We start from the raw sequence: 22864 nt of genomic DNA, 5'->3' as shown, positions 1-22864 counted from the left end.
TCAGGAACTTGCCGCATCCGGCGGTTGAATGCGGGCGGTGACCTCTCCGAGGCTGATCGGCGAACCGGACGGGCCGGGCGCGGATCCGCTCAGCGTCACGATATCGCCGTCTTCCAAGAAGGTACGGGTGCTGCCGTCGGGCAAGCGAACAGGCTCGGTTCCGTTCCAGGTGAGTTCGATGAGCGAACCGCGCTGATCCACAGCCGGTCCGGATACCGTGCCCGAGGCGAACAGATCACCCGTTCGCAGGCTCGCACCGTTGACTGTCATGTGCGCGAGCATCTGCGCCGGAGACCAGTACATCTGGGCGTACGGCGGCCGGGACACGGTGTGCCCGTTCAGCGCGAACTCCAACCGTAGGTCCAGGCCCCACGGCTCGGCCTCCGCCAGGTACGGCAGCGGCTGCTGGTCCTGCGGCGTCGGCACGCGCGCGGCGGCCAGTGCTTCCAGTGGAACGATCCACGGCGAGATCGAGGTGGCGAACGACTTGCCCAGAAACGGCCCGAGCGGTACGTATTCCCAGGCTTGGATGTCGCGGGCCGACCAGTCGTTGACCAAGCACACACCGAAGACATGGTCGGCGAAATTGTTGGTGGACACCGGCTTTCCGAGTTCGCTCGGCGTGCCGACCACATAGCCGACCTCGACTTCGATATCGAGGCGCGCCGACGGCCCGAACACCGGCTCCGGATCCGACGGAGCCTTGCGTTGCCCCCGGGGACGAATCACCGGAGTGCCGGAAGGGACGACCGTGCCCGCCCGGCCGTGGTAGCCGACCGGTAGATGCTTCCAATTCGGTAGCAACGCAGCCGAATCCGGGCGGAACATGGTGCCAAGGTTGGTGGCATGGTGCTCGCTGGCATAGAAGTCGACGTAATCGGCGACCTCGATCGGCAGGTGCAGCGTGATCTGGTCCACCGGATGCAGTATTTCGGCCGCGCGGGCTCGTTGCGTCGGATCGGTGAGCAGGTCGGTGATTCGGTGGCGGGTCGCCGCCCAGTTTTTCCGGCCGCGGGCCATGAAGTCGTTCAGCGAAGACCGCTCGAACACCTGGTCACCCAGAGCCGCCCGGAGGTCGAGAACATGATCTCCGATCCGGACTCCGACGCGGGCATGTGCGCCCGGGAGCGAGAACACCCCGTAGGGCAGGTTGTCGATTCCGAAGCCGGAGCCCTCGGGTACGGGCGCCCAGGTCGCGGTCATTGCGAAACCCTTTCCATGTCGATGAGTCCGAAGGCGTTGGCCTCGGCCACGGGGATGGTGGTGCTACATGATCCGTAGCTGGTCAGCAAGCCGCGCGCGGCGGTGATTCCCGCCGCGTCCAGGGCGGTGACCGCCCGCACCGAACGCAGCACGTCGTCGGACAGCAAGGTGGCCTCAATCTCTCCCGCGTCGGCTCCCTCATAGCGGCGGTCACGCTGCAGTGCATGACGGAATGTGCGTCGTTCACGGTGTCGGCACGATACGCAGCAGCGCGGTGTCGTGGCCACCGACGGTCCGAACCAATTGTCCGGCGAGCGGTTCGGTCGCGCCCGTCCAGAGGTCGGTGACCGTGTACCGGCCCGGGGGTAGTCCGAGCTCGGCGGGCGACAGCGCCCACCGCCGATCCCGGTTGTCCTCGTTGTGGCAGGCGACGACCAGCGCGCCGTCGGAGGAATGCCGGTACCAGACGCCGGGCTCCCCGCGCAACGGGGTTGCCGGTTCTCCGGCTATGTCCTGGTCGACGGCCAGCACGGCGGGGTTGATCAGCATTGCCCGCACCCACGGCGGCATGATCTGCAAATTGTTGCCCGCGATGAGCGGGGCCGACATCATCGCCCACATCCCGACCTGAGTGCGCGCCTCGGCCTGCGACAGGCCCGGTGTCAGCGAGCCGGGCGCGCCGGGTATCCCGACCACGAGCATGTCCGGGTCGTTGAAGTACCGGCCCTCGGTGCGGGAGCTCAGTGGCGCGGTGATAGCGACCGCTTGCGCCACACCTATGTTGGGTGCCAGGCTGCCGGCGGGATCGATAGCCCATGCCCAGTCCACGTCCTGTGTGGTGCGGGCCATCGTGGCGATGCCTGCCCAGTCGAACCGCCTGCCCGGTGGATCGCCCGCGACACCGCTGTTGGGGTTGATGCTGTAGAAGATGGGCCGACCCGTCGCGCGCAGCGCGTCGCGCATCGCGGTGAAGGCGCGGATCTGATGGCGCAGGTCGGGATCTTCGGAGCACCAGTCGTATTTCAAGTAGTCGACGCCCCAGGCCGCAAAAGTGGCGGCATCCGTGCGCTCACGGCCCGCGCTGCCGGTCGCGCCGGGATAGTTCCCGCTCAGCTGGGCGCAGGTCCGGTCGGCGGGAGAGGCGTAGATTCCGAATTTCAGGCCTTGGGCGTGCACGTAGTCGGCGAGCGCCGCCATCCCGGCCGGGAACCGGGCCGGATCGGCCCGCAGTTGGCCGTCGACGTCGCGCTGCGGTGCGAACCAACAGTCGTCGACCACGACGTAGCTGAAACCAGCGGCGCGCATCCCGGAGTTCACCATGGCGTCCGCCTGCGCGCGCACATCATCCTGTGTGACCAGGCAACCGAAGGTATTCCAACTGTTCCAGCCCAGCGGGGGGTGGGCCGCGACACCCGCAATGGCGGGACCCGAGCCGCCGAGTGGGCGCATGGGCGAATCGGAGGCTGGGATGTCCGCGGCGGACAACACCTCGAGTAGCACGACCGCCACCAACGCGATCAAGCCCTTGACGGTACGGCACATAGGCCCACTAGTACCAGCAAAGGTCGTCTGGCTTTCGGTCAGTAGTCGCTGCCGTCGCCTGGATAGTGGGGCATGGTCCACTCTCCGTGCGCGGGCGCGGGGAACGACGTAGCGTCCATGGTGAACGTCACGGCGACATGGCCGGGTCCCGGGTACAGCCGCGGCTCCGCGCCGTAGTGGTGGTAGCCCGGTCCGGTGATCTCCTGGCTGACTGTCCCACTGCGCCCGTTGTCGGTGTTTTTCCAGTTGGCGGTGATGGTCACCCGGCAGTCACCGACGCCCCACAGGGTGGCCTGAAAATTGAACAGGGCGGCCCCATCGGCTAGGCCGCCATGCCCGATGCTGGGGTCGATCCGTCCGACGCAGAGTCCGGATCGGACCGTCGTGTAGGTGGTGTCCCAAGTTCCCTGGGCAGGCGCGGCTGAGGCGGGCGCGACGGTGGCGAGCACCGGCGCGGCAGCCAACGCGACCACCGCGAGCAACCGAGGTGTAGTGGTGATACGCACGAAATCTCCCTGCTGAATACGAACTGATCTGTTGCTTTGCGCTTGGTGAGGTCCCGCCGGAGCCGAGTCAGTTCCACAACGGTCCAATGACTCAATACGATCTTCGCGTAACGCTCGACACAACACGCCAATTCGACAGATTTCGTTGTCCGCAAGCATCGGTCTACGCAGCGGTCATGACCGCACTGGCCAGTCGCTCCCGGGAGGCACGAGATGGTTGTCCAGGGGTGTGACACTGACGCTGCTGCGCGAACATGATCTACCAGAACCAGCTCGGTCGTGGCCGATTGTGCGCCTGTTCCTGCTCGTGAGATCTCCACTGCTGGATACGAACTACGGTACGAATGGTGAAGCTATTGGAACGGCCGGTGGTACTCGCAGTCACCTATGTCGTCGGCTCGGTCCTTTTCGGGCCGGCCATCTACCTGGGTGGTTATGCACTCTTCACCCGAGGAGTCGGTGACCACTGCGATGCTGCCCGTTGCCCAGTTGTGCGCGCGGGATGTGCCATGTCCAGCTCCGGTCGTCAACTGCGGCCGTAGGTTCGGCGCGGCAGCAGCAATGGTGCCCGAGTTTGAGCGCCGAGCGTGCGGGGTAAGTAGCCGAATGCTAGATGTCGCATGAAAGAGGAAAGGGTCTACATTGGTCAACGCCAGAAAGCCGATCGCCGTGTGCGCGGCCGCAATCGGGATCACTGCCGGGGTGGCGGTATTCCTCCCGGCCACTGCGTCCGCGGCAACATATGGCAGCCAGTGCGGTGAAGGCTTCAAGGTGATCGACTCACACGAGTTGAAGGGCGGCACTGTCTTTCTTACCTACAATGGCAGGGCCAACTGCGTGGTCACCGTGCGGGACAAGCCGGGCGAGCCGATATCGATGGGCGCCGCTGTGCGGCAGTCGAAGGACCACTCCCAGGTGGTCGTGAACGACGACCGCGTCTTCACCGAATTCGCTTATGCGAAGGTCGAGGCGGAAGGCAAGTGCATCGACTGGGGTGGCCGCATCAAGGACGACCTCTGGGAGGAATTCGGAGTGCACTGCGGTGACTGAGCCTCGATCCACCGACGGCTTTGCGGCCGTCGGTATGCCATGAACGGGAAAGTACTCGTCGAGCTGGAATGAGTGCTGTTGTCTTGGCAACAATCGTGCACTTCGAGAGGGCGCTTCGGGTGCAAGTCGCCGCCATGTCCGGCCCCCTGGATCGACCTACCGGATAACGTGTGGACGAGACCGGCCCGGCGTTGGTCGGGTGCGCCCGTCCGCAGAAACGGTCCTCCTTTAACGAGCAGGTCCGACCTCCTTACCGGTCGCGAGACCGTCTGACTTCGCGTCGCGCAGCATGAGCTGTCGCACAACATGAGCCGCAACACTTCCACCACAGCCTGCGGCATCGACTGAAACCAGATCGAACACAGCCTGGCTCTGAAACCGAGCGGACTCGATATCGGGGGCTCACCCCAGTGCCGGTCCGGGTGTCGAGTTCGTCGGCAGGCGAACTATGTCCCCGGCCGCGAGTCGTGCGATCTGGCCTCGGCAGTCGATCTCGATCGGCGGTGACGTGCCGGGATCCGAGCTGATTTCGACGCCGTCGCCGCTGACTCGCACGGTGAGCCGGTGGCCGCGGTAGATCATCGGAAATGACAGGGCGCCCAGCGGTTTCGGCCAGTGCGGGCAGAAGATCAATCGGTCGTGGCGGATCTCCAGCCCGGTGAGCAGCGTTGTAGCAGGTCGACGCTGCCTGCCATCGCGCCGAGGTGGATCCCCTCCGCGGTGGTTCCGCCCCCGATGTCGGCGACGTCGGACTGGAGCACGCAGTCGAAGAATTCCACGGCACGGTCACGGTTGGCTCGGGCGAGCACCCACGAATGCACCAGCGCGCTCAGCGTCGAACCGTGAGAGGTGCGCGACATGTAGTAGTCGATGGTGCGTGGAATCATCGCACCGGGCAGTTCATATCCGAGGTGGCCCAGCAGTTCTCGGAGTTCGTCGGCCGACAGCAGATAGAACAACATCAGCACATCGGCTTGTTTGGCGGGATCTCGACCCTGACCGGGTTCGCCCTCGCGGTGGAGATCGGGAACTGGGATCGGTTTACCGGCAAGACAATCGGCGCCTATCTAGGCCTGGTCCCCACCGAATATTCCTCCGGCGCCACCCGCACGCAAGGATCGATCACCAAGACCGGCAACACCCACGCCCGGCGCCTACTGGTCGAGGCCGCCTGGCACCACCGCCGCTCCTACCGCAACCCGACTGCCACCATGGGCGCACGATGGGCGCTGGCCCCGGCCGCGGCCCGCGTGCGCGGCCACGCCGGCAACCACCGACTGCACCACCGGTGGGAGCAGTTCACCGCCCACCACAAACGCCCCGTGATCGCCAACGTTGCCGTCGCCCGTGAACTCGCTGGCTGGTGCTGGTCACTGGCCATCCTCGATGACGGCTGACGCCGTCCCCCAGACCGCGGCCAGGCGAGTCAACCCTCGAGTCGGCGTGCGGGACGATCCGCGACACAACTATGGGCAGCACTGCTTTTCGCGTCGCGATGCCCGACGCTAGACCAGCGGCACCGTCCCCCTCGAACAGTCGTCCTGCGGTAACCAACCCGCGCATATCAGTCTGACCACGCCGTCGCCAACCACGACACGACCCGAGACAAACCCCGCCCGACCGCACACGAAAGCGGTCCCGGCAACCGACGTTACCGGGACCGCTTTCACCTGCCACTTGACAGAACAGGCCTACATATCAGTTGTTGCTGGTCATTGCGTTGGTGACACCATGAGGGGTGTGAGCTGAGGGGCGGGTCGGCCCCTCAGCCGCACGGGCGTCGGCGAGGAGTCCTTCGATGGCCTGCTCGATCTCCTCGGCAAGCACGGCGATGTCGGGTGTGGTGTCGAAATCTCCGGTGATACCGAAGCTCAGCTGGTCGCTGTAGCTCAGAATGGCGATGCCGGTGCGCAGGAGCATCGCGATCGGAACGTAGGCCAGTATTTCCAGCACTTCCCGGCCATCCGCCAGAGACACTCGTCGTAACCGAGGTGCCGGGCCACCCGACGATTTCGGCAGCGATGCGACTCACGGGCCCGGCGCACGCGGAGAATCCCGCGAGACTGTGACTTTGTCCCCTGTCGTTGCCGCGAACGATCATCGAATGATGGTCGGGCGGCAACCGGCCTTCTCGACGGAGGGAGACTCGCCATGACCACCGCGGAAATCATCATGCGCCCAGATGTCGAACGCATCGGCGTGCGTGACACCATGGACTTCGCCGCCCAGCGCATGCGCCAGCTCGGCGTCGGCGCACTTCCTGTCTGCGACGGCGAGGGCCATCCGGTCGGCATCGTGACCGACCGTGATATCGCCGTCAAGGTTGTCGGCGTCGGGCTGAATCCCAAAACGACCACCGCGGGTGAACTCACCCAGGGTGCCGAGCAACTGCATACCGTCGACGTGAACGCCGACATCGGCGACATCCTGGCACTCATGACAGCGTTCCAGGTCCGCCGACTCCCGGTGACCGCTCAGGGGCTGCTCGTCGGCATCATCACCGAGGCCGACCTTGCGCGCCACCTGCCCGAACAGCAGGTCGGTGCGTTCGTGGAAGCCGTTTGCGCCTCCCATCTTCCGACGACCGCCGCCGGCTCGACGGCCTAGCCGATCGAGTCCGACTCGTCGGGGTCCGGCGCAACACCAACCACGGCACAGTTACAACGGCGCGGCGCAGTCGCCGAGCGACCAGTATTTTGGCATCTGAGCAGCACAGATCGGGTACAGCACGCGTCAGGGCGGTGAGGAAGCCGACGCGGAAACCGATCGCGGCCAGCCTCGGGGTAGTCGCATGAGGTGACAGCTGTCGACATCCATCATTGCCCGGTGTGGTTGCGCACTGTTCACTGTGAGCGGACGACGATCATCGGGACTTCCACCGAATGCAGCAGGGCATTGCTGGTGGAGCCGAGCACCATGCTCGCGAAGCCGCCACGTCCGCGGCTGCCGACGACAACCAGCTGGGCGTTGCCCGATTCGTCCAGCAGCGAGCGAACCGGTCGGTCGGCTACCACGATTCGGCGTACCGGAACATCCGGGTAGCGGTCATTCCAGCCCGCGAGGTTCTCGGCGAGCGCTACTTCGGCCGACTGCTGGGCGGTGCCCCAACCTGAGATAGGCAGATCGAGACCGCTGGTGTCGCTCCAGGCGTGCAGGGCGACCAACCCGACTTTGCGGCGGGAGGCTTCTTCGAACGCGAGTTCGATGGCGGGGACGCTGTTGCTGGTTCCGTCGACACCGACCAGGACCGGTCGCGTGGCCGACACCGCATCGATCGTCGCGATGCCGTGGATCACCGCGACCGGGCAATGCGCATGATGGGTGGTCGCGGTGCTGACCGAGCCGAGAAGCCCCCGCTGGAACGCACCCAGGCCACGGCTGCCGACCACCAGCATCCGCAGCTGCGCCGAACGCTCGATCAGTGTCGGAATGACCAGCTCGAACGTCACCTCCGTGATGATCTTCGGATCTTCGCCCGCCGCCGTGCGCGCCACGCGAGTGGCTTCGGTGAGAATCCGCTCGCCGTCCCCGCGCATCCACTCGATATCCGCCTCCCCCAGCATCATCCCCGGTCCGAAACCGGTCTGCACCGCCATCGAAGTGAGAATGTGCAGTGAGCAGCCGTGCAGCGCCGCCTCGTCCGCCGCCCAGGCCGCCGCCTGGTAGGAGCTCGCAGAGCCGTCGACCGCGACGAGAATCCGGGAACTGAGTTGCGCTGAGTGCGAAGCACTCTCACCTGGCATCGCTACCCCTTCGACCCGAAGCTCACTTCCTGGCCCGCAGCGGGCTACCGGACATCGCCGGGCCCCTCTTCTCGCTGGCGTGTATCCCCATCGAGCATGTCGCGCCGGAGGCGTGCACAGGCAGAGGAGAAGGTCATTCGCTGACCGGGCCGAGCGACCTCACGACACGCTTCTGCTGCAGCCCGCGACCAGGGTCGGCAGTACCGAAATGCGAGGCACCTCGCCGATCCGCGCGGGTGACATTATGGGCTTTCGACCTGCAAGACCAGGACCAACGCCAGCAGTCGCGCCAGCACGCGAGTTTCTACCGTACAGGGAGAATTCGATTGCGAAGGGACAACAACGCATGGACACCCAGCGCGATAACCCGCACCTCCAGACGTCCGCGCCGGCGGTCATCGGCGTCGACGGCTCCGAGGGCAGCGATCTCGCCGTCCGTTGGACCGCCGAGGCAGCCGCCCAGCGTGGCCGTGCACTGCACATCGTGCATGGCCTCAATATCGCCGCCCTGCAATCGGTGCTCGGCAGCGGCTACGACGTCATGGACGCCTCGGCCGTCGAAGTCGCCCACTCCCGTGGCGCGGAAATCGTCGATGCCGCGCGCAGGCTGGCCCTGGAGGTCAGCCCGGGCCTCGACGTAGCCACCGAAGTCTCCGACGCCTCACCCGCCCGCGTGCTGATCCATCACTCGAAGACCGCGCATTTCGTCGCGCTCGGGGCCACCGGCAATGCGGGGACCCTCGCCCACCTCGGTTCCACGCTGCTGGCGGTCACCAGTCACGGAAACGGCTCGATCGTGGTGGTCCGCGATACCGGCACCGCGCAGCACATCCGCCCCGACGGACCGGTGGTGGTCGGCATCGACGGCAGTTCGGTGAGCGAGGTCGCCATCGCCGCGGCGTTCGCCGAGGCAGCCGATCGCGATGCCGGACTGGTCGCGCTGCATTCGTGGAGCGACTCGGACTTCGGCAAATTCGCCGGCAAACCCGACCGCGGTATCGACGCGGCCGAGTTGGAGGCGGTCGAATACGCCATCCTCGCGGAGCGTCTGGCCGGTTGGCAGGAGAAGTATCCCGACGTCCACGTCACCCGCAAGGTGTATCTGGCGGGGCCGACCGGGATGCTTGTGCAGTGGTCGAAGTCCGCCCAGCTGATCGTCGTCGGCAGCCGCGGCCGCGGTGGTTTCACCGGCCTGCTGCTCGGCTCGACCAGCAATTTCCTGGTCCAGCATGCCTACAGCCCGGTGCTGGTCGCACACCCTGCATAGTCGTCCAGAACGCGCAATGATCCGCTCGCTTTCGACCTGCCGCCGTGGAGGGACAGCAGTCGCTTCGGAATCCGGCACTTGTGGCGAGCCCGGCGATGCTGTGCTGTGGGAAACGGTGTAGTGGTCGCGGCGACTACCACTGACTTCATCCGCGCGGCGCGGCTGGAGGACGTTTGCCATCTCGCACGACGATCATCGGGCACTGCGCCGAATGCAGCAGCGCGCTGCTGGTCGAGCCGAGCAGCATGCCGGTGAACCCACCGCGACCGTGGCTGCCGACCACCAGCAACTGCGCGTGCGCCGATTCGTCGAGTAGTGCGCGAGCCGGGCGGTCCACCTTGATGATGCGCCGTACCGGCACCTCCGGATAGCGCTCGCAATAGCCGGCCAGCTGTTCGGCGAGCACCATCTCCTCCGACTCCAGTTCCGCATCCCAGCCGGGCACCGGGAAATCGAGTCCGGTGACATCGCTCCACGTATGCACTGCGGTCAGGCCGACCTTGCGCAGCGACGCATCTTCGAAGGCGAGCTCGATGGCAGGAACACTGTTGCGGCTGCCGTCGACACCGACGACAACGGGTTTGCCTGCCCACTCCGGTTCGATGGCGGCAACATTGTGAATGACAGCGATCGGGCAATGCGCGTGCCGGGTCAGCGCGGTGCTGACCGAGCCGAACAGTCCGCGCTGGAACGCGCCTAGGCCCCGGCTGCCGACCACCAGCATCTTCACCTGTTCCGACCGGGCGATCAACGTGGGAACGAGGAGGTCGAACGACACCTCGGTGGTGAGCACGAGTTCCGCACCCGGCACGGCGGCTCGCGCGATCCTGCTGGCTTCGGCGACGATCCGCTCGCCGTCGCAGCGCATCCACTCCCTATCTGCCTCGCTCAGTGTCACGGCGGGACCGAAACCACCGGGCAGCGCCATCGAGGTGAGAATGTGCAGTTTCCTGCGGTGCAGGGCAGCCTCGCCCGCCGCCCAGGCCACCGCTTGATACGAACTCTCAGAGCCATCGACAGCCGCGATCATCTGCGGGACGGACTGCGAAGCAGTGGGGTCGGCCATCGACTCACCTTTCGTCGGCATCGGGTTCCCAACGAGCATTCCCGCCGCGTCTCGTGCGCGGCAGGGACGAAATCCTCGCCGGGCGGGCCACCGGACCCGGTTACCCACTGCGCCCGCCACAACACCGGGTCGCCGCCAGGCCCGCTCCGAGGACCCTCGTCCTCAGGCGAGGGTCCCTCGGCCCTACCGCCGCGGCACCGTGAGCGAGTCCAATCGAAGGGTCATCATTTGTTTCCTTCTTGTTGGAGTTGACATGAGCACCCTTTCTCCCCGCCGCCCACGCCAGTCCTGGTTGTCGAATCTGCCTGCCATGCCCGATTGGCCGGATCTGATGGCCAGACTCGAGTCGATGCCCCCATGGACATCGCTCGAGGGGCACATGATCCGCGTGGAGGAACACGTCGAGAAAGGCCTCTACACCCTGTGCGCCGAACTACCCGGTGTAGACCCGGCCAAGGACGTCGACGTCAGCGTCCGCGAGGGACAACTCACGATCAGGGCCGAACGCAGCGAAGAAAAGAAGGAAGGCACCCGATCGGAATTCCGATATGGCAGCTTCTACCGGTCGATCGCGCTGCCCACCGGCGCGAAGGAAGACGACATCGACGCCACCTACACCAACGGAATCCTTACGGTGTCGATGCCGATTACCGAACCGCAGACGGCCGAAAAGCACATCGAGGTACACCAGGTCACTGCAAACCAAGCGGAAACCACCCACGAGGAAACGAAGCTCTGACGAGCCCGCCGAGGAGATGAGCACAATGTCGACACCCACGCACACCCCGATCCACACTCACCCCGACATCGTCGCGCTGCGCGAGCGCTACGACCAAGCAGCCGAGCAACCCACCGCGCAGGTCACCGACGGGCTGCTGCTGCTGGCCGGACTATACGCGGCGGCGTCCGCCTGGATCATCGGCTTTGCCGGCCAGACGTCGCTGACAATGACAAACCTGGTCTGCGGCATCGCGATCGCATTGCTGGCTTTGGCATTCGGGTCCGCATACGGCCGCACCCACGGCATGGCATTCGTCGCACCGCTGCTCGGGGTCTGGATGATCGTCTCCCCCTGGATCGTTTCCGGTGTCGGTACCACCACCGCGATGATCTGGTCCAACGTCGTCGTCGGGGCGGTTGTCTGCGTGCTGGGCTTAGGCACCGTTGCTTTGGGGATGGGTGGCCCCACCCGCATGCGGCGGCCGCGATGATCAGTGGCCTGAGCGCCCCAGGCATCACTACAAACCGCAAGGCGAGCACGGTGTCGGCTGCTGGTTCAACCCCGAGCAAGATCGGGCCGGCGTCGCCGTCACACCTGCGTCGTGAAAACGGCTGACGAGGCCCGACCCGCTTCCATCCCGTCCTGCCCCATCTCGACCACCAGCGGTCTGGGGCACTGGGTGGCTGCCCGGCATCGGTACTGGAACATGCTGCGCATGCTGCATCCCCCGCCAGCACCTCGCGATTGCCGGAGCCGACTCAGGAACGATTGCGGGCGTGGGAGATTCGGCCAAGGGCCGCCGTGAGAACCGCCACCACCATGACGGTGATCAGTTGTAGCACGTTCCATGCCACCGGATGGCGGTCCGGCATTTCCAACGGCCGCTCGTATGTGGGAGACCCTGCGATGACGGCCGGAGTCCGGGGCTCGGTCGGCGGTGGTGGAGCCGGGGCGGGGGACGGTGGCGCGGGAGGTGGCGCAAGCATTGGTGGACCCGGCTGCGGCGGGCCGAGCTGTAGCGGGATATCAGGATAGGGATCGGGGAGCGGAGCGCCCGGCAGCAGCAACAGACAGGTCAGCAGCGCGCTTCCGGTGACCGCGCTGCCTACGACAGCACTCCCGAGTGCGGAATCGGACCACCAACTGCCGGTGGCCGATCCGAGCGTGATCAATGCACTGCCGGTGGCGGCGCTGCCCGTACAAGCCGCCTGTACGCTGCCGGAGTCGAGACCGAGCGCGTCGCTCGAACCAACCGCCTCGGGCGCCACCGGGCCGAGCGCCAATGGACGGTCTGCGCTTTCTGTGCTGCCGGACGAAACTGTTTGCGGCACAGTGCTTCCAGTGGCGACTGAGGCCGCATGGGCAGGTGGCGCGAGTGCCAACTCGCTGCCGACCGCGTCAGCACCTGCGGTGACCGAGGTCCCGCCGGTCGCGCTTCCGGAGGTGAGTTCGCCGAGAGTCGGCCAGGCCGTTGGATCGGCGGCGGCAGGTGGCGCCGCTAGAAAAACTACGGCGGTCAGTGGACCAAAGGCGAATCCGGCGGTGGCCCTGAGGATTCGCGTGAAGTCGATCGGCGATGCCATGTGTGCATACCTCGTCTGTCTCGTACCGGGCGACTGGTCAACTCCCGTGTCGGAAACGGGTCAACGCCAGTTCGAAGGCGTCCCGCGGTACAACGCTGCCGCCGGAGAACGGTCGATCGAGGTTGTAGATCGCAAGGATCACCCAACCGACGACGACACCGAGCACGGCGGTCATGAGTATGCTCCGCCTGGTGATTTCCTGGCCTGTCAGCACCATGCGCAGCAGCAGCAGAGCGGTTCCGAACCACAGGGCAGCGTAGAGGAACCCGGGCATCGACAAGCTCGCGTCCATGGCTCGGTCGTACCGGGCTTGCACGACTCGGTCGAGCCCGGCCACAACTCTGGAGCGCGCATCGCCGTTCGCGTCGCGCAGCGCCGCCGCCTCGGCGCGCAGCGTGTCGAACGCCTGCTGGGCCGATTCGCTGAGCTGGCGTTTCTCGGCCATGACCGGCCATTCGTGGTCCAACACCTGCGTGGTGTAGTCGCGCACGAGGCCCTGGATCCGATCGCGTTCCGCCCGCGGCAGTTCGTCCGCGGCAGAGTGGACTTCGACCAGCGCCTTGGCCTCGACAACAGTGTGGCTGTGTGCGTTGTCGTAGTTCTGCCAACCGATCACCACCACCAACGCGACCACCGCGGTGAAGAACGTATTGATGATATCGAGGACCAATCCGTCGCCACCTTCTTCCTCATTCTTACGCCACGACTTCGGGCGTAGCCGGTTCGCCAGAACGAGGACGGACACCGCGACAAGCGCGAACAGAACGGGGAGGGCCCATTGCAGAACCATGTGATACTCCTTATCCCGAAGCGGCCGTTCGCCCACGCGGGATCACGACTTGTGTTGAGGGACAATAGATGACGACGATCATGTGACGGGTGGGGGTGTCCAGCGGCAAATGCGTGGCCGGGCGGAGGAGACCCCGAAGTCCTTTTTGAGGTGTTCGGGGATGGCGTAATGCATGACTCGACCTCGGGTCAGGGAGCTGAGTTCGAAGAGGGTGGTGAGTTGGCCGAGGTGGTCAAGTGCCCAGGCGCCCAAAGGCGAATTGTCTTCTATGGTTTCGAGGAGGCCGAGGCCACCGGGGACGGTTTTGACGGCGGCATCCCAGGCGGTGCGCGGCACTTGGAGCCAGTCGGCACACGTGTCGCCGATGAGATAGCGGATCAACGCGGAGACGATGGGGTCGAAGAGTGTGCCCGGGACAACGTCCTCGTAGAGCTCGATGAGTTGGCGAGTGAGGTGGGTACCTTCTTCGCTGGGGCCGATGTAGCGCGTCAGGTATGTGTCGAGAAATTGCCGGGCGGATTCCAGGTTCCGGGGCGCGTGCGTCTGATCGACCCCGAGCATGGCGCCGACGACGCGCCAGGCGTAGAAGTACGCCTCGGCGCCGTCGACGCTCATGTGAATGTTGAGCCGGTGCAGGCTGTCCAGCACGAGCAACGAGAAGAGCAGCTGGCCGCCGATCATGTCCTCCTGACAGATCGGAGCGCCGAATGCGTCGGTGTCCCAGAGGGTTTCCCTAGCAAGGTGGTGGCGAATCGACGCGTGCAGCAGCCGGACCTTCTGGGCGGCGGGGATGAAGCGGCCGCCAGCCTCGAAGGCGTCCGGCTGCATGAGGTACACGGTGAACTGGCCGGTCTCGGCCATGCGATTGGCGGGGTATGCCAGCGAGTGGGTGGCCGACAGCAGTTTCGCAATGTGTGGGATGAGGTAGCAGGCGGGCATGGCAGCAAAGGACAGCGCCGTGGAGATGTGCACGTTGTTGTCGATGAAGAACAGCCGGGCCTTCTCCATCTCACTCCAGTCCACCCACGGCGGTGGGGTGGCGGTTTCGTGCAGGTACTCCCGGGCGACGTCGGGCAGATCGTCGGGTAGGGGCGAGCCTACGGCGGAGACGTAGCGCATGAGCGCATTGAACTTGCCGACCTCGCCGCGTTCGAACAAGGTAGCCACGGTGGCGTCGGCGAGTTCGTCACCGTACTGCCGCAATGCGTCCATCGACGCGTGGGTGTAGGTCATCAGGCGCTCCTCACAGCGATGGGCGAGACGGCTGAAGTGCTTTGCCGATGTCAGTGCCTGCGTATGGACGCAGCGTGCGCGAGTTCGGTCAGTGCTCGGGTGGCGTTCGCTGGAACATCCACGCCAACCAGCGCGCGAGTGGCCTCCTCGACCCGTGCGGTAATCATCTGTTCGATACGGTCCGGGGACCCCACCTGGTTCATCAGGTCGCACATCTCGTGTAGGTCTTCGGGACCCAGGTCGCGCCGATTCAGCAAGTTGCGCAACTGTTTTCGCTGTACGTCGTCGGCGGACCGCCAGGTTTCGGCGAGCAGGGCGGTCGGGCGGCGGGTGCGGAGATCGTCGAGGCTCACCTTGCCGGTCAGCACCGGATCGCCGAACATACCCAGCAGGTCGTCACGCAGCTGAAACGCATCGCCCAGCGGTAACCCATACGCGGAGAACACCTTCAGCAGCCGGTCGCTCGCACCGGCCAACGCCCCCCCGATGAGCAGCGGCTGCTCGACGGTGTACTTGGCGGTCTTGTACCGGATCACCTTCAACGACTCAGCGGTATTCGGTGCTGCGCCGGTCCAGATGATCTCCAGACACTCCCCTGCGATCAATTCCCTGGCCAGAGCTGCCCAGTGCGGCCGCGCGCGCGACAGATAGGCCGCTGGAAGACCACTCGCGATGAACAGCTCTCCGGCCAGGGCCATCAACAGATCTCCAACCAGCATGGCGAGCGCCCTGGCGGATTTCTTGGAGTTCGGACGACCGCGCAGCGGTGTACGCAGGGCGATATGCGCGGTGGGCAGACTGTGCCGCAACGGGCTGTCGTCGATGATGTCGTCGTGCACACTGGCCGCCGCGTGTACCAATTCCATTGCCGCCGCTGCCCGCACGAGCGCATCACTGTCCGGTTGTCCCGATGCCCGCCAACCCCAATAGCAGAACGCCGCCCGCAAACGTTTGCCGTGCGTTGTCGCGACCAGGATCTGGTCGGCCACCGGTCGAAGGTGCGGATCGATCATCAGAAGCTGGTCATTCTCCTGTGCGACGAAGTCCGCGAGCGTGGCGTCGATGCGGGCCTTGAACCCACCCGGATCGTATCGATCAGACATCGCCGGAAGCAGCACGTCGCGCCACTACCCGCTGAGCGAGGATTTCCAGGTGGGCAGGGGGCACGGTGGTACACCGGTCCAGCGCCAGCCGACCGCGCGCTTTCAAATCCGTTTCCGCGCCGCCCGCCAGCCCCACTAGATCCGACCGCCGAAGCAGCCCCCACACCCGGCCCACCATCGGGCCTACACGGCTCAGCGCCAAATCCGCCAGACCGGCCGCCAAGAGCACAGCGTCCTCGCCTCGAGATCCGGACTGAAAAGACCGTTGCGACATACGATCACGCTCCCCATTCGCACGAAAGAGACTCGACACCGTGCTGTACCAACAAGATCGGCCCCGGCACGCCCAGTGTGACATCAGCTCCGCGCGGACACGCCGAGAACTTGCTACAGACTTCGTGGCAGCCAAAAGTCATCCGGGTGCTCCCAGCTCGACATCCTGGGCCGACGCCAGCACGACCAGACGCCCCTGTTCGAGGTGGCTGTTTGCGGCCCAACTCGAAGGTTCCTCGGCGAGGCCAGCAAGAATGTCGGCAGCGGCGGCACAATGTGACAAACGTGTCTCAACTTCAATAGATTTGAAACATTTAATTCGGCAGTTGTCCGGTGCGAGGATTGCGATGCGGCCACGAGCACTGGTATTCGACCTCTACGGCGAATTCTTCCGCTACGCCGGCGGGACTGCCCCGCTCGGCACCCTGACCGCGCTGATGGGTGTGTTCGGTGTCGAGCCGCCCACCGTCCGGGTCGCGATGACCCGGCTGCGCGAGGACGACTGGTTCGATTCGACCAAATCCGGGCGCGAGGTGTCCTACCTGCTCAACGACAAGAGCTGGCGACTGCTCGACGACGGCCGCACCCGGATCTTCGAACGCCACCTCGACGATTGGGATCGCACCTGGACCCAGGCACTGGTCGACGACTCCGGCCTGGACCGGGAACGGCGCAAGCGCATCGAGAAGGCGCTCAGCTGGTGGGGGTTCGGCAATTACAGCGGCCTGTGCTGGTTCTCCCCGCATGATCGGGAAAAGCAGCTGCGCGAGGCCCTGTCCGACGACGAGCAGCGCATCCAGATCCTGCGTAGCCGCAGCGCCGACCTGACGCGCGACCGCCTCATCGCCGATCACTGCTGGGATCTCGGCGAACTCGGCGCCGACTACCAGGCGTTCATCGAAGAGTTCCGCCCCCGATTGGCTCGCTACCGCCGCGGACTCGACCCGAGCGCCGCGTTGATCGATCTTGTGCGCCTCATGCAGAACTACCGGCGCTACCCGTTCCGCGACCCGGAGCTTTCCGAGGCCCTACTCCCGGCGGGCTGGCGCGGCCGGGAGGCACACGAAGTCTTCATCGAATGTCATGAGATCCTGCACGCGAAAGCGGCGGAGTTCGTAGCCTCGGTCACCAGCACAACCACCTGCGACGGCTAGATAGGTAACACATTTGTTGACTTGCTAGAAATATTTGTTACATACTTGCCTCGCCTTCTCCGATCGCGACCCAACGACAGCCACCGAGGACCGACGCCGATGCCTATCGCCGATTCCCATTCGACTCCGCCGAGGCCGCTTCACGTGGCGTGCGTCGGCGGTGGTCCGGGCGGGTTGTTTGCCGCTATCGCTTTGGCGCACGCTGTGCCCGAGGCGGTCATCGATGTCTTCGAGCGCAACAAGGAGTCGGACGTGTTCGGCTTCGGGGTCGTGTTCTCCGACGCGACACTCGGCAACGTCGATGCTGTCGATCCCGTGCTGCGAGACGTGCTGGCCACCCACGGGCGCCACTGGGACACCATCGAGGTGCATCTGAAAGGTGCCGTGCTGGCAGCCGGGGGTAACGGGATGTCGGCGATCCACCGCCGCCTGCTGCTCGGGGCGCTGCGCAAGCGTGCGAGTGACCTCGGCGCCCGCCTGCACTTCGGGACCGAGGCCGTGGTGGACGAGCTGGATGCCCGTGGCGACTACGACCTGATCGTCGCTGCCGACGGCACGAATTCGGTTGTGCGGCAGCAATTCATCGCCGAACTCGGGCATTCGGTCGAGCAGGCGGCGGTCAAGTTCATCTGGTTCGGCACGACATTCCAGTTCGACGGTTTGACCTTCCTGCACCAGCGGTCCGAGCACGGTAACTTCGCTGTGCACGGCTATCCGATCGGTTCCGGGCTGAGCACGTTCATCGTCGAAACCGACGAGGAGACGTGGCGGCGCGCGGGTCTGGATGGATTCGACACATCAGCGCCGCCCGGCTCCTCCGATCTGGTTACCCAACGCTATCTGGAGGCCCTGTTCGCCGAACAGGTCGACGGACATCCGCTGGTGGCCAACAACTCCCGTTGGGCCAACTTCCGAACTCGCCGCACCCAGCGCTGGCACATCACCGCCACGCACGGAACCCGGGTGGTGCTGCTCGGCGATGCTGTGCACACCGCGCACTTCTCGGTCGGCTCCGGCACCAAGATGGCAATGGAGGATGCTGCGGTGCTCGCGGAATCCATCGCGGCACAGCCCGGCGAGCTCCCGGCCGCGTTGGAGCAGTTCCAGCACATCCGGCGCCCGCAGGTCGCGAAGATCCAGAATTCGTCGCTGCCGAGCCTGTCTTGGTGGGACCACTTCGGTGAGTACTACCGGCAATTCCAGCCATGGCAGTTCGGCTTCCACTTCTTCAGCCGATCGATCTCCGCCGAAACGATGCGCCTTCGTGACGGCGGTTTCGTCGCCGAAACCGAGCGCGCCTGGCACACCGAGTATGGCGCCGCACCGCTGGACACACCACTGCGGATCGGCACGCAGACGCTCGGTACCCGGTTCCTGCAACTCATCGGCCACTGCGCCGAGAGCGTCCGGCTCAGCGACGGGAACACGGTAGTAGCGGCCAGCACCAGCGGGCATGGGCCGGTCGCCCTCACCGACGCGCCTGACACCGACACCACGTCGCTGGACCCGGGAACCCGAGCAGATTTGGACAAGCTCTGCGCGGATGGTGCCGCGACCGCTGTCGTCGTCCGCGGTGGTACGGCACTGTCACGGGTGTTGTGCTCGGAACACCTCCGCCTGAGTCATCGTATCCCCACAATCGTGATCGACCGCGAGGATGCGATCCGCACGCGGCGGGCGGTCGACGAACGCGATTGCGCCGCCACGCTGGTCCTCTCTGGCCGCGCGGATGCCGTTGCGTTCGAACCGGATACACCGGTACATCAGCAGACCCTGATCGAGACCGCGGTGGTGCAATGACGACACAGCTCCCATCCGACGACCGCACACAACTCGACCGGCTCTTGCGCCCCAGGTCGATCGCCGTTGTCGGCGCATCGACGACGCCGGGAAAGCTGGGCTCTGTGATGATCGACGCGGTCCGGCACCACAGCCTCGACTCACTCGCAGTCTTCGGCGTCAACCCCAGGCTCGCAAACTCCACATTCTGCCCTTCGCTGCATGATGCGACCGAAAGACACGGCAGCGCACTGGATCTGGCTGTCCTGTGTATTCCGGCCGAGGCCACTCCCGATGCGCTTCGTGACGCCGCGGACTGCGGAGCCGGCGCCGCGCTGATCTGTTCGGGCGGATTCGCCGAGGCAGGCACCGACGGCGCCGCACTACAGAATGATCTCGCCAAGATCAGCGCCGCTACCGGCATCCGTGTGCTGGGCCCGAACACGTCAGGCTTCTTCCGGCCCGGAACTGCGACCGTGAGTTTCGTGCCGACGGTCCAACACATCCGGCCAGGCTCGGTGGCCGTCGTCGCAGCCAGCGGCGGCATGAACCATGCGTTGTCGTTCCTGTTGTCCGAACGGGGTGTCGGCGTGGGACTCGGTGTGGGGCTGGGTAATTCCGCGGACGTGACCAATGTCGACGTGCTCGGCTACCTGGCACGGGATCCGGGGATCACCGCGATCGCCCTGCATATCGAATCCGTGAGTGACGGACCGGCACTGCTCACGGCGGTGCGAGAGGTCAGCCTCGCCAAACCGATTGTGGCCATGGTGATCGGCCGCAGCGACGTATCGGCCTTCTCGGAGTCTCACACCGGCGCATTGGCCACGTCCTGGCGAACCACCCGGGCACTGCTCGCCGAAGCGGGAGCAGTTGTGGTCGATTCCGAGCAGCAACTCGTCGACGCGCTCACCGTCCTGAGCCGTACCCGGCTGACGGCTGCTCCCACACCGGGTGTCGGGCTGGTCACCGCTCAGGCGGGCCCTGGACTACTGGTCCTGGATCAGCTTCTGGCACAGGGCGTTCGCGTTCCCACGCTGTCCGGGCATACCCAGGAGCGGCTGGCCGAGCTGCTGCCGCCCATGACCTTTCAAGCAAATCCGGTGGACACCGGCCGCCCTGGGCCGAGGTTCGAGGACGTACTCGCCGCGACCGCGGCCGATCCCGCCATCGATGCGCTTGCGGTCTATGCCCTGGCGGAGCCGGACGCCATCGATCTCGCCGCCGCAGTTCGCGGCGCCGGCGTGCACCGCCAACTGCCGGTAGTGCTCGGCACCGGCGGACCCGACAGCGTTGTCGCCGATAGCGCCTGCGCCGCAGCAGGTATCGGCATACCCGTGTTGTCCGGTCCGTCTGCCCTCGCGACCGGCCTGCATGCGCTCGTGCAGGATGCCCGCGCACGCCACCTGCGGAATACGGAAACCTTCGCGGCGACCGACGGACTCGCCACCGGGATCACGCTCCCCGCTGACGAGGCAGCCGCCAAGGATCTGCTCGACGCCCTCGCCGTCGCGACCCCACCGCGGCGTGTATGCCCCGATCGGGCTGCCGCACATCACGCGCTCTCGGAATTGCCGCTGCCAGTCGCGGTCAAAATTCTCGATGCCACCGTGCTGCACAAGACCGAGATCGGCGGCGTACATCTCGATGTGCGTACGACGGGCGAACTCGATACAGCCCTCGACGTCCTCGACTCGATCGGAGCACCCGCCTATCTCGTGGAAAGTATGGCAGCACCGGGCGTGGATCTGATCCTCGGTGCGCGCCGCGATCCCGTCTTCGGGCCGATCGTGATCGCGGGCCTCGGCGGGACCGCGGCCGAGGCGATCGGAGACGTCGCCATCCGCAGCCACCACCTCGGCCACGCCGCGGCAGCGGCCATGCTCGACGACCTGCAATTCGCCCCGCTCCTGGACGGCTGGCGCGGCGGACCGTCCCTGGACCGAGACGAATTCGCCCGTATCGCAGTGACTCTCGCGCGCTATCTCGCCGACCACCCCGAACTCGGCGACGTCGAGATCAACCCCCTGCGGTTGACCACGAACGGACTTGTCGCCCTCGACGCAGTCGTCACCGCATCACCGGACCGGCTCGAAGGAGAGCTGTCATGACCACCCGATTCCCCATCGTCATCGACGGTGTCGTGCCCTGGCCGGACGATATCTCACAGCAGTACCGACGAGCCGGCCGCTGGCAAGGCAGGTCGCTGTCCTCCTACATTGCCGAGCAGGTCGGGCAGCGGCCGCAGGCTGAAGCGGTGGTCGACGGCGCAACCCGGCTGACCTATGCCGAGCTCTGGGATCGGGCAGCGAGTGCTGCACAGGCACTGCTGGATTTGGGCCTCGAAGCCGGCGATCGGATCGTCCTACAGCTCCCCAACTGCTGGCAATTCCTCGCAGTGACCCTGGGATGTCTGCGCATCGGTATCGTTCCGGTCATGGCGCTGCCGGCGCATCGCCGGCACGAGTTGCTTCATCTGGCAGCACTGTCGGAGGCCGTTGCGCTGATCATTGCCGATATCGACCGCGACACCGACCTGCGGCCGACCGCGCAGCAGGTCGCGGCGTCGGTGCCGACCGTCCGAGCCGTTCTTGTCCATGGTGGGTTGTCGGCCGGCGCGACCGAACACGTTCCCGAATACAGCCTGAGCGCCGCGCTGACGACATCGGCCCACTTCGCCGACGCCGACTACGAACCCACCGGCGCCGACGTCGCATGCCTGCTGCTGTCCGGCGGCACCACCGGGCTGCCTAAACTGATCGTGCGGACAAACGACGACTACGCCTACAACATCCTGCGCTGTAATGACGTCACCGAATTCGACACGGACACCGTCTATTTGGGTGTGCTGCCCGCCAGTCACAACTTCCCGCTGGCCTGCCCGGGCGTGCTGGGTGCTCTGATCGCCGGCGGACGGACCGTGATGCTGCCCTCGCCCGCGCCGGAACGAGCACTACCTACGATCGACGCCGAAGGGGTCACCGCGGCAGCTGTGGTACCGGCGGTGGCGCAGAGCTGGATCGAGCACCAGCGCGAACATCGCACAATGCGCGGCACCAGCCTCCGTGTGCTGCAGGTCGGCGGCTCCCGCATGCCGGACGAACTCGCCGCACGCGTGGAGCCGGTACTCGGAGCCCGGCTGCAGCAGGTGTTCGGCATGGCCGAGGGCCTGATCAACATGACCCGCCTCGACGACGATCCTGAGGTCATTCTCACCACACAAGGTCGGCCGGTCAGCGCCGCCGACGAAATCATGGTGGTCGATGAGACGGGCGCTCCGGTATCCGACGGCACCCCGGGCGCACTGCTGACCCGCGGACCCTATACACCGCGCGGCTATTTCCGTGCGCCCGAACACAATGCACGCGCCTTTACCGCCGACGGCTGGTATGCCAGCGGAGACATCGTCGTGCGCCGCCCGGACGGCAACCTGGTGGTCGCCGGTCGCGACAAAGACATGATCAACCGCGGCGGAGAAAAGATCTCCGCCGAGGAAGTCGAAAACCTCGCGTATGAGCTCGATGCCGTCGAGATGGCTGCCGCGGTCGCGATGCCCGACCCGGTGCTCGGCGAACGCCTGTGCCTGTACTTGACACTGGCACCGGGACACTCGATGCACTCGATCACGCTCGACGACGTACTCACCGTGATGAACTCCGCCGGTGTGGCACGGTTCAAACTCCCCGAGCGCCTCGTCGTGATCGAGCAGATGCCCACCACGAAAGTCGGCAAGATCGATAAGAAAGCGCTGCGCGACGACATCCGCGACCGGCTCGTCCACGAGAACGGACCGGCATAACCGCCGCCGTGCTCGTGAAGTCCGACACCACGCAAGGGCCTGGACTGGCAGC

General features: G+C 65.7%; 21 protein-coding genes and 2 pseudogenes. 10 read left to right on the top strand and 13 right to left on the bottom strand.

All coding sequences use genetic code 11. The features are described from left to right. From fahA to AB4Z47_RS23310, 4 genes are all read right to left on the bottom strand, one after another. The gene (gene fahA, locus AB4Z47_RS23325; RefSeq protein WP_441953504.1) at positions 1 to 1203 is read right to left on the bottom strand and encodes a fumarylacetoacetase; all 1203 of its coding nucleotides are present in this window, start codon (positions 1201 to 1203) and stop codon (positions 1 to 3) included. Continuing rightward, positions 1200 to 1370, bottom strand: a complete 171-nt coding sequence (locus tag AB4Z47_RS23320) for a hypothetical protein (RefSeq protein ID WP_441953502.1) — start codon at positions 1368 to 1370, stop codon at positions 1200 to 1202. Before AB4Z47_RS23320 ends, fahA begins: the two co-directional genes overlap by 4 nt. A gap of 76 nt (positions 1371 to 1446) precedes the next feature. Then, positions 1447 to 2724, bottom strand: a complete 1278-nt coding sequence (locus AB4Z47_RS23315) for a glycoside hydrolase family 27 protein (protein WP_441953500.1) — start codon at positions 2722 to 2724, stop codon at positions 1447 to 1449. A 59-nt stretch (positions 2725 to 2783) separates the two neighbouring features. Then, a complete protein-coding gene (locus AB4Z47_RS23310; protein WP_441953498.1) occupies positions 2784 to 3251 on the bottom strand; it encodes a hypothetical protein in 468 nt (155 codons plus the stop codon). Between the two features lie 642 nt (positions 3252 to 3893). Here AB4Z47_RS23310 and AB4Z47_RS23305 point away from each other — a divergent pair. Continuing rightward, positions 3894 to 4301 carry a hypothetical protein gene (locus tag AB4Z47_RS23305; RefSeq protein WP_441953496.1) on the top strand — a complete coding sequence of 136 codons (408 nt, stop codon included), beginning with the start codon at positions 3894 to 3896 and terminating at the stop codon, positions 4299 to 4301. A gap of 402 nt (positions 4302 to 4703) precedes the next feature. On the opposite strand, the pseudogene AB4Z47_RS23300 reads toward AB4Z47_RS23305, so the two are convergent. Beyond that, positions 4704 to 5323: pseudogene (locus tag AB4Z47_RS23300) on the bottom strand (glycosyl hydrolase family 65 protein); the annotation flags it as partial. Here AB4Z47_RS23300 and AB4Z47_RS23295 point away from each other — a divergent pair. Next, positions 5282 to 5698: pseudogene (locus AB4Z47_RS23295) on the top strand (transposase); the annotation flags it as partial. The pseudogenes AB4Z47_RS23300 and AB4Z47_RS23295 overlap by 42 nt on opposite strands. Positions 5699 to 5999: 301 nt before the next feature. Here the strand turns inward: AB4Z47_RS23295 and AB4Z47_RS23290 are convergent. Beyond that, the gene (locus tag AB4Z47_RS23290) at positions 6000 to 6278 is read right to left on the bottom strand and encodes a WS/DGAT domain-containing protein (RefSeq protein ID WP_441953494.1); all 279 of its coding nucleotides are present in this window, start codon (positions 6276 to 6278) and stop codon (positions 6000 to 6002) included. Between the two features lie 174 nt (positions 6279 to 6452). Here AB4Z47_RS23290 and AB4Z47_RS23285 point away from each other — a divergent pair, with 174 nt between their 5' ends. Further along, positions 6453 to 6908: a CBS domain-containing protein gene (locus AB4Z47_RS23285; protein WP_441953492.1), complete on the top strand. Its 456-nt coding sequence runs from the start codon at positions 6453 to 6455 to the stop codon at positions 6906 to 6908. A gap of 236 nt (positions 6909 to 7144) precedes the next feature. Here AB4Z47_RS23285 and AB4Z47_RS23280 read toward each other — a convergent pair whose 3' ends face one another. Beyond that, positions 7145 to 8044, bottom strand: coding sequence for a universal stress protein (locus AB4Z47_RS23280; protein ID WP_441953490.1), 900 nt, complete (start codon positions 8042 to 8044; stop codon positions 7145 to 7147). A 346-nt stretch (positions 8045 to 8390) separates the two neighbouring features. Between AB4Z47_RS23280 and AB4Z47_RS23275 the strand changes: the two genes are divergently transcribed. Further along, entirely contained in the window at positions 8391 to 9311 is a 921-nt protein-coding gene (locus tag AB4Z47_RS23275) for a universal stress protein (RefSeq protein WP_441953488.1), read from the top strand. Positions 9312 to 9456: 145 nt separating this feature from the next. Here AB4Z47_RS23275 and AB4Z47_RS23270 read toward each other — a convergent pair whose 3' ends face one another. Next, positions 9457 to 10377: a universal stress protein gene (locus AB4Z47_RS23270; protein ID WP_441953486.1), complete on the bottom strand. Its 921-nt coding sequence runs from the start codon at positions 10375 to 10377 to the stop codon at positions 9457 to 9459. A gap of 253 nt (positions 10378 to 10630) precedes the next feature. On the opposite strand from AB4Z47_RS23270, the gene AB4Z47_RS23265 reads away from it, so the two are divergent. Then, on the top strand, positions 10631 to 11116 hold the full coding sequence (locus tag AB4Z47_RS23265; RefSeq protein WP_441953484.1) for an Hsp20/alpha crystallin family protein: 486 nt from the start codon (positions 10631 to 10633) through the stop codon (positions 11114 to 11116). A 25-nt stretch (positions 11117 to 11141) separates the two neighbouring features. After that, positions 11142 to 11588 (top strand): SPW repeat protein, encoded by a 447-nt coding sequence (locus AB4Z47_RS23260; protein WP_441953482.1) that lies wholly within the window; start codon positions 11142 to 11144, stop codon positions 11586 to 11588. A gap of 268 nt (positions 11589 to 11856) precedes the next feature. On the opposite strand, the gene AB4Z47_RS23255 is transcribed toward AB4Z47_RS23260, so the two are convergent. The 5 genes from AB4Z47_RS23255 to AB4Z47_RS23235 all read right to left on the bottom strand — a co-directional run bounded on the left by AB4Z47_RS23255 (position 11857) and on the right by AB4Z47_RS23235 (position 16030). Beyond that, on the bottom strand, positions 11857 to 12681 hold the full coding sequence (locus AB4Z47_RS23255; protein WP_441953480.1) for a hypothetical protein: 825 nt from the start codon (positions 12679 to 12681) through the stop codon (positions 11857 to 11859). A gap of 37 nt (positions 12682 to 12718) precedes the next feature. Beyond that, the gene (locus AB4Z47_RS23250) at positions 12719 to 13471 is read right to left on the bottom strand and encodes a bestrophin-like domain (protein ID WP_441953478.1); all 753 of its coding nucleotides are present in this window, start codon (positions 13469 to 13471) and stop codon (positions 12719 to 12721) included. Between the two features lie 78 nt (positions 13472 to 13549). Next, on the bottom strand, positions 13550 to 14704 hold the full coding sequence (locus tag AB4Z47_RS23245) for an oxygenase MpaB family protein (RefSeq protein WP_441953476.1): 1155 nt from the start codon (positions 14702 to 14704) through the stop codon (positions 13550 to 13552). A 50-nt stretch (positions 14705 to 14754) separates the two neighbouring features. After that, complete coding sequence (locus AB4Z47_RS23240; RefSeq protein ID WP_441953474.1) at positions 14755 to 15807, bottom strand: polyprenyl synthetase family protein; 1053 nt, start codon at positions 15805 to 15807, stop codon at positions 14755 to 14757. Continuing rightward, the gene (locus tag AB4Z47_RS23235) at positions 15800 to 16030 is read right to left on the bottom strand and encodes a hypothetical protein (protein WP_441953472.1); all 231 of its coding nucleotides are present in this window, start codon (positions 16028 to 16030) and stop codon (positions 15800 to 15802) included. Before AB4Z47_RS23235 ends, AB4Z47_RS23240 begins: the two co-directional genes overlap by 8 nt. A gap of 397 nt (positions 16031 to 16427) precedes the next feature. On the opposite strand from AB4Z47_RS23235, the gene AB4Z47_RS23230 reads away from it, so the two are divergent. The 4 genes from AB4Z47_RS23230 to AB4Z47_RS23215 all read left to right on the top strand — a co-directional run bounded on the left by AB4Z47_RS23230 (position 16428) and on the right by AB4Z47_RS23215 (position 22812). After that, positions 16428 to 17234, top strand: a complete 807-nt coding sequence (locus AB4Z47_RS23230; RefSeq protein WP_441953470.1) for a PaaX family transcriptional regulator — start codon at positions 16428 to 16430, stop codon at positions 17232 to 17234. 144 nt (positions 17235 to 17378) lie between these two features. Beyond that, entirely contained in the window at positions 17379 to 19034 is a 1656-nt protein-coding gene (locus AB4Z47_RS23225) for an FAD-dependent monooxygenase (protein ID WP_441953468.1), read from the top strand. After that, positions 19031 to 21124, top strand: coding sequence for an acetate--CoA ligase family protein (locus AB4Z47_RS23220; protein WP_441953466.1), 2094 nt, complete (start codon positions 19031 to 19033; stop codon positions 21122 to 21124). Before AB4Z47_RS23225 ends, AB4Z47_RS23220 begins: the two co-directional genes overlap by 4 nt. Continuing rightward, positions 21121 to 22812 (top strand): (2,3-dihydroxybenzoyl)adenylate synthase, encoded by a 1692-nt coding sequence (locus tag AB4Z47_RS23215; protein ID WP_441953464.1) that lies wholly within the window; start codon positions 21121 to 21123, stop codon positions 22810 to 22812. The genes AB4Z47_RS23220 and AB4Z47_RS23215 overlap by 4 nt, the downstream gene beginning before the upstream one ends. The last annotated feature ends 52 nt before the right edge of the window (positions 22813 to 22864 follow it).

The organism is Nocardia sp. 2TAF39, assembly GCF_052114905.1.
GTDB lineage: Bacteria > Actinomycetota > Actinomycetes > Mycobacteriales > Mycobacteriaceae > Nocardia.
This window is presented reverse-complemented; position numbering and strand designations above follow the sequence as displayed.

Excerpts from the sequence above, each read along its gene's own strand:
- AB4Z47_RS23280 (WP_441953490.1), bottom strand. The coding sequence starts at position 8,044 with ATGCCAGGTGAGAGTGCTTCGCACTCAGCGCAACTCAGTTCCCGGATT.
- AB4Z47_RS23220 (WP_441953466.1), top strand. The coding sequence starts at position 19,031 with ATGACGACACAGCTCCCATCCGACGACCGCACACAACTCGACCGGCTC.
- AB4Z47_RS23270 (WP_441953486.1), bottom strand. The coding sequence starts at position 10,377 with ATGGCCGACCCCACTGCTTCGCAGTCCGTCCCGCAGATGATCGCGGCT.
- AB4Z47_RS23255 (WP_441953480.1), bottom strand. The coding sequence starts at position 12,681 with ATGGCATCGCCGATCGACTTCACGCGAATCCTCAGGGCCACCGCCGGA.
- AB4Z47_RS23275 (WP_441953488.1), top strand. The coding sequence starts at position 8,391 with ATGGACACCCAGCGCGATAACCCGCACCTCCAGACGTCCGCGCCGGCG.
- fahA (WP_441953504.1), bottom strand. The coding sequence starts at position 1,203 with ATGACCGCGACCTGGGCGCCCGTACCCGAGGGCTCCGGCTTCGGAATC.
- AB4Z47_RS23260 (WP_441953482.1), top strand. The coding sequence starts at position 11,142 with ATGTCGACACCCACGCACACCCCGATCCACACTCACCCCGACATCGTC.
- AB4Z47_RS23250 (WP_441953478.1), bottom strand. The coding sequence starts at position 13,471 with ATGGTTCTGCAATGGGCCCTCCCCGTTCTGTTCGCGCTTGTCGCGGTG.
- AB4Z47_RS23265 (WP_441953484.1), top strand. The coding sequence starts at position 10,631 with ATGAGCACCCTTTCTCCCCGCCGCCCACGCCAGTCCTGGTTGTCGAAT.
- AB4Z47_RS23215 (WP_441953464.1), top strand. The coding sequence starts at position 21,121 with ATGACCACCCGATTCCCCATCGTCATCGACGGTGTCGTGCCCTGGCCG.
- AB4Z47_RS23245 (WP_441953476.1), bottom strand. The coding sequence starts at position 14,704 with ATGACCTACACCCACGCGTCGATGGACGCATTGCGGCAGTACGGTGAC.
- AB4Z47_RS23285 (WP_441953492.1), top strand. The coding sequence starts at position 6,453 with ATGACCACCGCGGAAATCATCATGCGCCCAGATGTCGAACGCATCGGC.
- AB4Z47_RS23240 (WP_441953474.1), bottom strand. The coding sequence starts at position 15,807 with ATGTCTGATCGATACGATCCGGGTGGGTTCAAGGCCCGCATCGACGCC.
- AB4Z47_RS23230 (WP_441953470.1), top strand. The coding sequence starts at position 16,428 with ATGCGGCCACGAGCACTGGTATTCGACCTCTACGGCGAATTCTTCCGC.